11 protein-coding genes are annotated in these 9,134 nt (G+C 68.8%); 5 read left to right on the top strand and 6 right to left on the bottom strand.

The window, feature by feature from the left end; all coding sequences use genetic code 11:
• The 4 genes from FOC67_RS00470 to cueR all read left to right on the top strand — a co-directional run bounded on the left by FOC67_RS00470 (window position 1) and on the right by cueR (window position 3,458).
• Complete coding sequence (locus FOC67_RS00470; RefSeq protein WP_009314262.1) at window positions 1-861, top strand: hypothetical protein; 861 nt, start codon at window positions 1-3, stop codon at window positions 859-861.
• Between the two features lie 12 nt (window positions 862-873).
• Entirely contained in the window at window positions 874-1,539 is a 666-nt protein-coding gene (pmrA, locus tag FOC67_RS00465) for a two-component system response regulator PrmA (RefSeq protein ID WP_003102236.1), read from the top strand.
• Window positions 1,540-1,562: 23 nt separating this feature from the next.
• Entirely contained in the window at window positions 1,563-2,996 is a 1,434-nt protein-coding gene (gene pmrB, locus FOC67_RS00460) for a two-component system sensor histidine kinase PmrB (protein ID WP_009314266.1), read from the top strand.
• A gap of 63 nt (window positions 2,997-3,059) precedes the next feature.
• Entirely contained in the window at window positions 3,060-3,458 is a 399-nt protein-coding gene (cueR, locus tag FOC67_RS00455; RefSeq protein WP_003095248.1) for a Cu(I)-responsive transcriptional regulator, read from the top strand.
• On the opposite strand, the gene FOC67_RS00450 is transcribed toward cueR, so the two are convergent.
• The 6 genes from FOC67_RS00450 to yedA form a co-directional block, all read right to left on the bottom strand.
• Window positions 3,427-3,993, bottom strand: a complete 567-nt coding sequence (locus tag FOC67_RS00450; RefSeq protein WP_003111297.1) for a nucleotidyltransferase family protein — start codon at window positions 3,991-3,993, stop codon at window positions 3,427-3,429. The genes cueR and FOC67_RS00450 overlap by 32 nt on opposite strands.
• Window positions 3,990-4,883 (bottom strand): EamA family transporter, encoded by an 894-nt coding sequence (locus FOC67_RS00445; protein WP_003135252.1) that lies wholly within the window; start codon window positions 4,881-4,883, stop codon window positions 3,990-3,992. Before FOC67_RS00445 ends, FOC67_RS00450 begins: the two co-directional genes overlap by 4 nt.
• An 89-nt stretch (window positions 4,884-4,972) precedes the next feature.
• The gene (locus FOC67_RS00440; RefSeq protein WP_003095255.1) at window positions 4,973-5,866 is read right to left on the bottom strand and encodes a PA4780 family RIO1-like protein kinase; all 894 of its coding nucleotides are present in this window, start codon (window positions 5,864-5,866) and stop codon (window positions 4,973-4,975) included.
• A gap of 123 nt (window positions 5,867-5,989) precedes the next feature.
• Entirely contained in the window at window positions 5,990-7,171 is a 1,182-nt protein-coding gene (locus FOC67_RS00435; protein WP_009314272.1) for a cyclic di-GMP phosphodiesterase, read from the bottom strand.
• Between the two features lie 107 nt (window positions 7,172-7,278).
• Entirely contained in the window at window positions 7,279-7,524 is a 246-nt protein-coding gene (locus FOC67_RS00430; protein WP_003102243.1) for a hypothetical protein, read from the bottom strand.
• A 33-nt stretch (window positions 7,525-7,557) separates the two neighbouring features.
• Window positions 7,558-8,448 (bottom strand): drug/metabolite exporter YedA, encoded by an 891-nt coding sequence (yedA, locus tag FOC67_RS00425; RefSeq protein WP_003102245.1) that lies wholly within the window; start codon window positions 8,446-8,448, stop codon window positions 7,558-7,560.
• Window positions 8,449-8,602: 154 nt separating this feature from the next.
• On the opposite strand from yedA, the gene FOC67_RS00420 reads away from it, so the two are divergent.
• A complete protein-coding gene (locus FOC67_RS00420; RefSeq protein WP_003095262.1) occupies window positions 8,603-9,070 on the top strand; it encodes an Lrp/AsnC family transcriptional regulator in 468 nt (155 codons plus the stop codon).
• The last annotated feature ends 64 nt before the right edge of the window (window positions 9,071-9,134 follow it).

The following is a 9,134-nucleotide window of genomic DNA, read 5'->3' as shown; positions in this document are numbered from 1 at the left end:
ATGTCCGCCGCTCCCCTGGCCAGCGTACCGCTGGCCGTCAACGGCGCGCCCTGCCTGCTGCACCGGGTACGCTTCCGCTCCGCCGCGGACAGCGGCGGCCTGCCGCTGCTGGCCACCCTGCGCGATCCGCAGCCGGTGCTGGCAGTCCTGGCACAACGTATCGAGCTGAGCGAAGACGCGGAACTGCCGGAGACCGCCGTCGACGACGAGCTGCTGGTGATCTTCGCCAACGCCGGGCTACAGACCGGGCACGCCTGGCGCCAGCGCCTGGAAGCCTGGATGGCCGCCGGCGAGGACGAGCGCCAGCCGACCCTGGAAGCACCCTCGTTCGGCGAGCGAGTGCTGTGGCGCCCCGGCCGCGCGCTGGTCATCGGCAATCCCGAACGCTGCCGGGAGCTGCTCGAAGGCCTGGCCGTCTTCGCCTGGCACGAAGGTCACCTGCGGCGCCTGGAAGACGACACCGCGGCGGCCTGGGAGCCGGCCCAGGCCGATGTCGAACTGACCCAGCTACCGCGCCGTGCCGCCCTGCGGCGCCAGGAACATGTGAACCGGCAGGTACGACGCACTACACTCTGGCGCATGGCCTATGTCCGCCTGGAGTCGCACCTGGAGAAGCCGCCGCTGCAACTGAACGGCGCGGTGCGCCGGCTCTACAACGAACTGGCCATGCAGGCCGAAGTGCACGATCGCCTGGCGACCCTGGACGACCGCATCGAAGTGCTGCAGGACCTCTACGAACTGGCCGCCGACCGCCTCGGTGAATACCGTTACTTCCGGGGCGAACTGCGGGTCGAATGGCTGATCGTCGCCATCCTCCTGCTGGAGGCCGGCCTGAGCCTGTGGGAATTGTGGAATCACTGAAACGAGGCTGCCATGAGAATACTGCTGGCCGAGGACGACCTGCTGCTCGGCGACGGCATCCGCGCCGGGCTGCGCCTGGAAGGCGATACCGTGGAATGGGTGACCGACGGCGTGGCCGCGGAGAACGCGCTGGTCACCGACGAGTTCGACCTGCTGGTGCTCGACATCGGCCTGCCGCGCCGCAGCGGCCTGGACATCCTGCGCAACCTGCGTCACCAGGGCCTGCTCACCCCGGTGCTGCTGCTCACCGCGCGGGACAAGGTGGCCGACCGGGTCGCCGGGCTCGACAGCGGTGCCGACGACTACCTGACCAAGCCCTTCGATCTCGACGAACTGCAGGCACGGGTGCGCGCCCTGACCCGCCGCACCACCGGTCGCGCCCTGCCGCAACTGGTGCACGGCGAGCTGCGCCTGGACCCGGCGACCCACCAGGTGACCCTGTCCGGCCAGGCGGTGGAACTGGCGCCGCGCGAATACGCGCTGCTGCGCCTGCTGCTGGAGAACAGCGGCAAGGTGCTCTCGCGCAACCAACTGGAGCAGAGCCTCTACGGCTGGAGCGGCGACGTCGAGAGCAACGCCATCGAGGTCCATGTCCATCACCTGCGGCGCAAGCTCGGCAACCAGTTGATCCGCACCGTCCGCGGCATCGGCTACGGCATCGACCAGCCGGCGCCCTGAAAACCGCCTACCGGAGTCCTCCGATGCCGCGTACCGCCGTCCCCTCCGTCCGCCGGCGCCTGCTGATCAACCTGCTGGTCGGCTTCGTGCTGTGCTGGCTGAGCGTGGCGGCGCTGACCTACCACCTCTCGCTGAAGCAGGTGAACCGCCTGTTCGACGACGACATGGTGGACTTCGGCGAAGCCGCCCTGCGCCTGCTCGACCTTGCCACCGAAGACCAGGCCAGCGAGGACGGCTCGATCACCGAGATCATCGAACGCAGCCGCGAGGCGATCCAGGGCCTGCCCCTGCTGCGCCGCGAAAGCGCCCTCGGCTACGCCCTGTGGCGCGACGGCCAGCCGCTGCTGTCGAGCCTCAACCTGCCGCCGGAGATCACGGCCCAGGGCCCCGGCTTCAGCACCGTGGAAGCCCAGGGCACCCACTGGCGGGTGCTCCAGCTGAATATCGACGGCTTCCAGATCTGGATCAGCGAAAACCTGATCTACCGCCAGCACACCATGAACCTGCTGCTGTTCTACTCGCTGTTCCCGCTGCTGCTGGCGCTGCCGTTGCTCGGCGGCCTGGTCTGGTTCGGCGTTGCCCGCGGCCTGGCGCCGCTACGCGAAGTGCAGGCCGAGGTCCAGCAGCGCTCCGCGCGACACCTGCAGCCGATCGCGGTGGAGGCGGTGCCGCTGGAGATCCGCGGCCTCATCGACGAACTCAACCTCCTGCTGGAGCGCCTGCGCACCGCCCTCGAGGCCGAACGCCGACTGACCAGCGACGCCGCCCATGAGATCCGCACGCCGCTGGCCAGCCTGCGCACCCATGCCCAGGTCGCGCTGCGTTCGGAAGACCCCAAGGCCCACGCCCGCGGCCTGCTGCAAGTCAGTCGCAGCGTCGAGCGGATCAGCACCTTGATGGAGCAGATCCTGCTTCTCGCCCGCCTCGACGGCGACGCCCTGCTGGAGCAATTCCACCCGGTCAACCTCGCCACCCTGGCCGAAGACGTACTCTCCGAACTGGCGCGCCAGGCCATCGACAAGGACATCGAGCTGTCGTTGCACCAGGAGGCCGTGCACGTGATGGGCATCGACCTGTGGCTGAAGGCGATGGTCGGCAACCTGGTGGGCAACGCCCTGCGCTACACACCGGCTGGGGGCCAGGTCGAGATCCGCGTCGAGAATCGCGCCCAGCACGCCGTGCTGCGGGTGCGCGACAACGGCCCCGGGGTCGCCCTGGAAGAGCAGCAGGCGATCTTCACCCGCTTCTACCGCAGCCCCGCCACCAGCAGCGGCGAGGGCAGCGGCCTGGGCCTGCCGATCGTCAAGCGCATCGTCGAACTGCACTTCGGCAGTATCGGCCTGGGCAAGGGACTGGAGGGCAAAGGGCTGGAAGTACAGGTGTTCCTGCCGAAGACCCAGCCGGACGCGACGCGGCCGCCGGCCAGAGGTCCGGACAGCGGGCGGTCACATATCTGATAGCCTGCGCATTGGCCGGGAAAGGGATAGGCTAGCGGCTTCGCAACCTCCCAGGAGACCCGGATGAATATCGGTGAAGCGGCGAAGAAAAGCGGACTGACGCCGAAGATGATCCGTTACTACGAGTCCATCGAGTTGCTCCGCCCGGCCGGACGCAGCGCCAGCGGCTACCGCCACTACAACGAGAACGACCTGCATACCCTGGCGTTCATCCGCCGTTCGCGGGACCTCGGTTTCTCCCTCGACGAAGTCGGCAAGCTGCTCACCCTCTGGCAGGATCGCCAGCGCGCCAGTGCCGACGTCAAGGCCCTGGCGGCGCAGCACGTGCGCGAGCTGAACCGCAAGATCGAGGAACTCAGCACCCTGCGCGACACCCTGCAGGACCTGGTCGAGCACTGCCAGGGCGACCACCGCCCCGACTGCCCGATCCTCAAGGATCTGGCGTCTGGCTGCTGCCACTGATATCCAGCAGCGGCCAGCGCGCCGTCCAGTTCTTCTCCCGCAGGCGCCGCCGGTAGACCTCCGGCTTGCCGGCGAAATGCGCGGTGGGCCGCACCTTCAGCGCCAGCAGGTCGTCGACGCCCAGCGGCGCCAGTAGCTCCAGGCGTTCGCCGACGAGTCGCAGCGCCACCGCCGTGCACGTTTCCGCCCAGTGGCACAGCGCATCGGCGCAATCCCGGTAGGGCCGGTCGCCGTTGCGCAGGTGCATGCGCGCCTGGTTCTTCACCGACCAGGGCGCCTCGCAGCGACGGCGCAACGCGGCCTCGAAGTCGGCGTCGGCCTGCGGGTCGAGGGCCCGCGGGGCGAAATGAAGTACGTCGATGTCCGCCAGCGGCGTGGCTTCGCCGTAGCCATGCAGATGGTCCCATACCGCGTTGCGCACGAAGCCGGCGCCGATCCAGGCGCCCTCCGGGCCGACCTCGCGCAGCACGCGGAGCAGATGCAGGCGCGAGGAATCGGCGGCGATCAGCGCGAGGATGTCTTCCGCCGTTTTCATCCCACCCGCCGCACCGGCCAGGCGAAGCGTCGCAGCAGGCTGGCCGGCAACAGGGTGATGGCCAGCCCGACGAACACCAGCGCGCAGGCCAGCAGGCTGTCCAGGTCGAGGCGTTCGCCGAGCAGCAGCCAGCCGGCGAGCATGCCCGACACCGGCACCGCCAGGGCGAACGGCGTCACCAGGCTGGCCGGGTAGTGGCGCAGGAGGAAACTCCAGATGGCGAAGCCCACCGTGGTCGCGCCGAAGGCGATGTAGAGCAGCGCGCCGAAGCCGCCCCAGCTCATGTTCAGCACTGCGCGCTCGATGGCGTGCGGACCTTCGAATAGATAGGAAAGCGCCAGCAGCGGCAAAGGCGGGACCAGGCTGACCCAGCAGATCAGGCGCAGCATGTCGGTGGCCCCGGAACGCTTGGTGGCGATGTTGGCGAAGGACCAGGCCAGCGCCGCGGCGACCACCAGCAGGAATGCCAGCAGGCTGTCTCCCAGCGGCCGCTCCAGGCCGATCAGGACCAGCCCCGCCGCCGCCAGCAGGAGGCCGAACAACCCGCGCGGCGACGGCCGCTCGCCCAGCCACAGGGCGGCGATGAGGATGGTGAAGAATACCTGGCTCTGCAGCACCAGCGACGACAGCCCGGCCGGCATGCCCTGGGCCATGCCGACGAACAGCAGGCCGAACTTGACCACTCCGAGGAGCACGCCGATCAGCAGGATGCGTCCGAACGGCGCCGGCATCGGCCCGCGCAGGACCAACAGCGGCAGCGCCGCCAGGGCGAAGCGCAGGGCGCAGAACAGCAGCGGCGGGAAGTCGCCGAGGCCGACCTTGATAACGACGAAGTTCAGACCCCAGATCAGGGTCACCAGCAGGGCGAGCAGGATATGTGCAACAGGCATGGCGGCCTCCGGAAAACTTCAGGCCACGCTAGCAGTTGCGTGCGCAAGGGTCGCGATACAGTTGGCGGGAAAAAACATCCGCCAGCCGCTCACTGCAACCAGGGCGGCGGCGGTTCCTCGCGCTCGCCACGCGGCGCGTCGTCGGCCTGGCGCAGCGCCTGGCGACGCGCCTCCTCGCGCTGCGCGGCCTCGATCTCGCGGAGCACCGCGCGCACGTCGGCGGCCTCTTCGGCTTCGACGAAGGTGCCGCTGAGCGGGGTTTCCGCTGTCAGCTCGCCGGCTTCGTAGAGCGCCCACATTTCCTTGGCATAGCGGGTCTGCCTGAGTTCCGGGGCGAAGCGGCCGAAGTAGGCGGCCATGTTGCCGACGTCGCGTTCGAGCATGCTGAACGCATGGTTGTTGCCGGCCGCGTCGACCGCCTGCGGCAAGTCGATGATCACCGGGCCATCCGGACCGAGCAGGACGTTGAACTCGGAGAGGTCGCCGTGCACCAGGCCGGCGCAGAGCATGGCGACGATCTGGCGGATCAGGAAAGCGTGGTGGCGCCGTGCCTCGTCGGGCTCCAGCGTCACGTCGTTGAGACGCGGCGCAGCATCGCCGTCGGCGTCCGCCACCAGTTCCATCAGCAACACGCCATCGAGGAAATCATAGGGCTTCGGCACCCGCACACCAGCCCCGGCGAGACGGAACAGGGCCGCCACTTCGGCATTCTGCCAGGCTTCCTCCTGTTCGCGGCGGCCATACTTCGAGCCCTTGGCCATGGCCCGCGCCTGGCGGCTGTTGCGGACCTTGCGGCCCTCCTGGTACTCGGCGGCCTGGCGGAAGCTGCGCTTGTTGGCCTCCTTGTAGACCTTGGCGCAACGCAGGCTGTCGCCGCAACGCACCACATAGACCGAGGCTTCCTTGCCGCTCATCAGCGGGCGCACGACCTCGTCGATCAGACCGTCTTCGATCAACGGTTCCAGGCGTCTGGGTGTCTTCATCGGTGCTACGCGGTTCCTCGGGGCCAATGTGGAAGGCAAAGGGTCTGACGTTATACGGCAAACGCCGTGCCGAGCACAGCCGGACGCGCCGGCTTTCCGCCGGACTGCGCACCGATCGGCGTACTAGGCTGGTGGCGCGGTGAGTTCGATGCTTTCCGCCACCGCCTGTTCCAGCCGCTGCATCTCCACGTCCAGCGCCTCGGCGCTGTCGGCGTAGCGCTGGGCAACCTCGGCGAAAGCGTCGGCCACGGCGACGAAGGCCTCCACCAGCCGTGGGTCGAATTCACTGCCGGCGCCGGCCTGGATCAGCAGCACCGCCTCGGCGTGCGCCAGCGGCGGCCGGTAGGCGTGCCGGCTGGTCAGTTCATCGTAGCGGTCGGCCAGGGCGACGATCCGCGCCGCCAGGGGAATCCGCTCGCCCGCCAGGCCCTCCGGAAAGCCCCGGCCATCCCAGCGTTCGTGATGGCTGTAGGCGATCTGCCGGGCGAAGCGGAGGAACCCGGAAGGCTGGCCGAGCCGCCGCTCGGCGCTGGCCAGGGCGTCGCGCCCGGCGCGGGTATGGCCCTGTAGCAGGGCGGTGTCGGCGGCGTCCAGTTGCCCGGGGTTGAGCAGGACCCGGTCGGGCACCGCGACCTTGCCGATGTCATGCAACAGCGCCGACTTGCTCAGCAGGTCGACAGCCTCCGGAGTCAGCTCGTCGGCGAACGCCCGCTGCGCCGCCAGGTGCTCGGCGAGCAGCCTGACATAGCGCTCGATACGCGGAAGATGGCGGCTGCGCGGGTTGTCGCGAAGATCGCCAAGGGTCGCCAGGGCTTCGATGACGGCGTCCTGCAACTGTTGCAGCTGGCGCGTGCGACGGCGCACTTCGAGTTCCAGGTATTCGCTCTTGTCGCGCAGGAAATCGGCATTGGCCTTCAGTTGCAGGTGGGTGCGCACCCGCGCCAGGACGATCGGCGGGCTCACCGGCTTGCCCAGGTAATCCACCGCGCCCAGGGCCAGGCCCTGTTGCTCGTCGTCGCGATCGGCGCGGGCAGTGAGAAACATCAACGGGATGTCGCGGGTCAGCGGATCGGCCTTGAGCCGTCGGCAGACCTCGTAGCCGTCCATGCCCGGCATGTTCACGTCGAGCAGGATCAGGTCCGGGCGCGGCTCTTCGACGGCCGCCCGCAGCCCGGCCGGGCCGCTGCCGGCGGTGCGCACGCGGTACTGCTCCTCGAGCAGCTCGCGCATCAGCAGCAGGTTGTCCGGGGTGTCGTCCACCACCAGCACGAGTTCCTGCTCGGGCCTGTCCAGCATGCTCTCCATCGCCCCTCCGGCCTTCGCTACGGGGCCGCCTGGCGGCGACCGTCACTCCGTATTGAAGACGCTGGAGACGACTTCTGCACGCCCGGTCAGGCGCCCGGTGCGACCGTTCAGGGCGTCAGGCGGAAACGCAGTGGCGAATCCTCGGCCTCGGCGCCGTTCTCGCTCTCGCCGAAGGCCCGGCGCTCGATGGGGTCCTGGCCGAAATACTCCTTGATCGGCGACTCGATGGCCTTGCCGCCGGGGCTCACGTGACTGGCGCAACCGCCAAGGAACACCAGGACCACACCGATGACCAGCGCTTTCATCTTCGTACCCCCGTCAGCCCGGCCCATCCGGGCGCTGCGCCGCAGCATGGCGCAGCCCGCCTTAGGGATCGCTTAAGGCATTCAGGCGGCGGCGCGGCTGGCGCGCCACTGGGGCAGGCCGATGAGCACCACGGCGCTGATGATCACCAGCATCGCCAGCCCCTCGATACCGCCGATCCGCTCGCCGGCGAACAGGGTACCGAGCAACACCGCCACCGCCGGATTGACGTAGGCATAGCTGGTGGCCGCCGCCGGCCGCACGTTGCGCAGCAGGTACTGGTACGCGCTGAAGGCGATGATCGAGCCGAACAGGATCAGGTACACCAGCGCCAGCCAGCCGCTGGTGCTCGGCCAATGCTCCAGGCGCTCGCCGCTGGCCAGACTGCCGACCAGCAGCACCGCGCCGCCGACCAGCATTTCCGCGGCGCTGGCCATCGGTCCGGCCGGCAGCGACAGGCGCCGGCTCCACACCGAGCCGAAGGCCCAGGACGCGGCGGCGAACAGGATCAAGCCGGCGCCGGCAGGGCTGGCCTGGAGGTTCGAACCGAGGTTGAGCAGGACGATGCCGAACAGCCCGAGCACGATGCCGCCCCATTCCAGGGTGGTGTTGCGCTGGCCGAACAACTGGCTGAACAGCAGGGTGAACAGCGGCACCGTAGCCACCGCGAGGGCCGCCACCCCGGAAGACACGCCCCAGTGCTCGGCCACCGTCACCCCGCCGTTGCCGCAACTGAGCAGGAGGATTCCGACGATCCCCGCGCCGCGCCACTCGCGCCAGGTCGGCAACGGCGCGCCGCGCCAGCGCAACCAGGCGAACATCAGGCCGCCGGCGATGACGAAGCGCACCCCGGCCATCAGCATCGGTGGCCAGGACTCGACGCCGAAGCGGATCGCCAGGTAAGTGGAGCCCCAGATGAAGTACAGGGCGAAGAACGCACCGAAAAGCAACAGCGGAATGCGACGGGCAGGCATGGAAAGCACTCGACAGGGCAGGCGGGAGAAAGACTTCATTTTATGAGGTCGCCACCCGCCGGTTAAGGCACAGCCGCTGGTTATCGGGACGTAACACTTTTCTTTCCATGGAAATCGGCCATGCTTTCCGTCGATTCGACAACCGGGACCCATCATGGACAAATACGACCGTGCGCTCCTCGCCGCCCTGATCGACAACGGCCGCCTGACCTTCGCCGAACTGGCCCGGCGCATCAACCTGTCGCCCCCGGCGGTGGCCGACCGGGTGGCCAAGCTGGAGGCCGAAGGGGTGATTACCGGCTACCACGCCTCGGTGAACCTGGCCAAGCTCGGCCTGCCCATCGAGTGCGTGATCGAACTGCGGATCACCGAGAAGGATTGCCAGTCGGTGCTCGACGAACTGGCCCGGATCCCCCAACTGACCCTCTGCCACCGGATCACCGGCGACGCCTGCGTGCTGATGAAGGCCGCCGTGGCTTCGATGCCGGAGCTGCAGGACCTGATCGACCGGCTGATGAAGTTCGGCATCAGCAAGACCTCGATGATCCTCTCCACCCCCTTCGCCGACCGCCAGCCGGCAAGCCTGCGGGGGCAGGACGGCAATGGCGGATGTGCGGCGTGAGCCCTGCGCCGGGGTTATCCGGCAGGCGTCGGGATCCGTCCCTTCATCGCCGCCACGAACCCGA

Origin of the sequence: Pseudomonas sp. FDAARGOS_761 (assembly GCF_013343155.1) — a bacterium.
In the GTDB taxonomy this organism is placed as follows: domain Bacteria; phylum Pseudomonadota; class Gammaproteobacteria; order Pseudomonadales; family Pseudomonadaceae; genus Pseudomonas; species Pseudomonas aeruginosa.
Note: the sequence above shows the minus strand (reverse complement) of the source record. Positions and strands in the feature narration are given on the sequence as shown.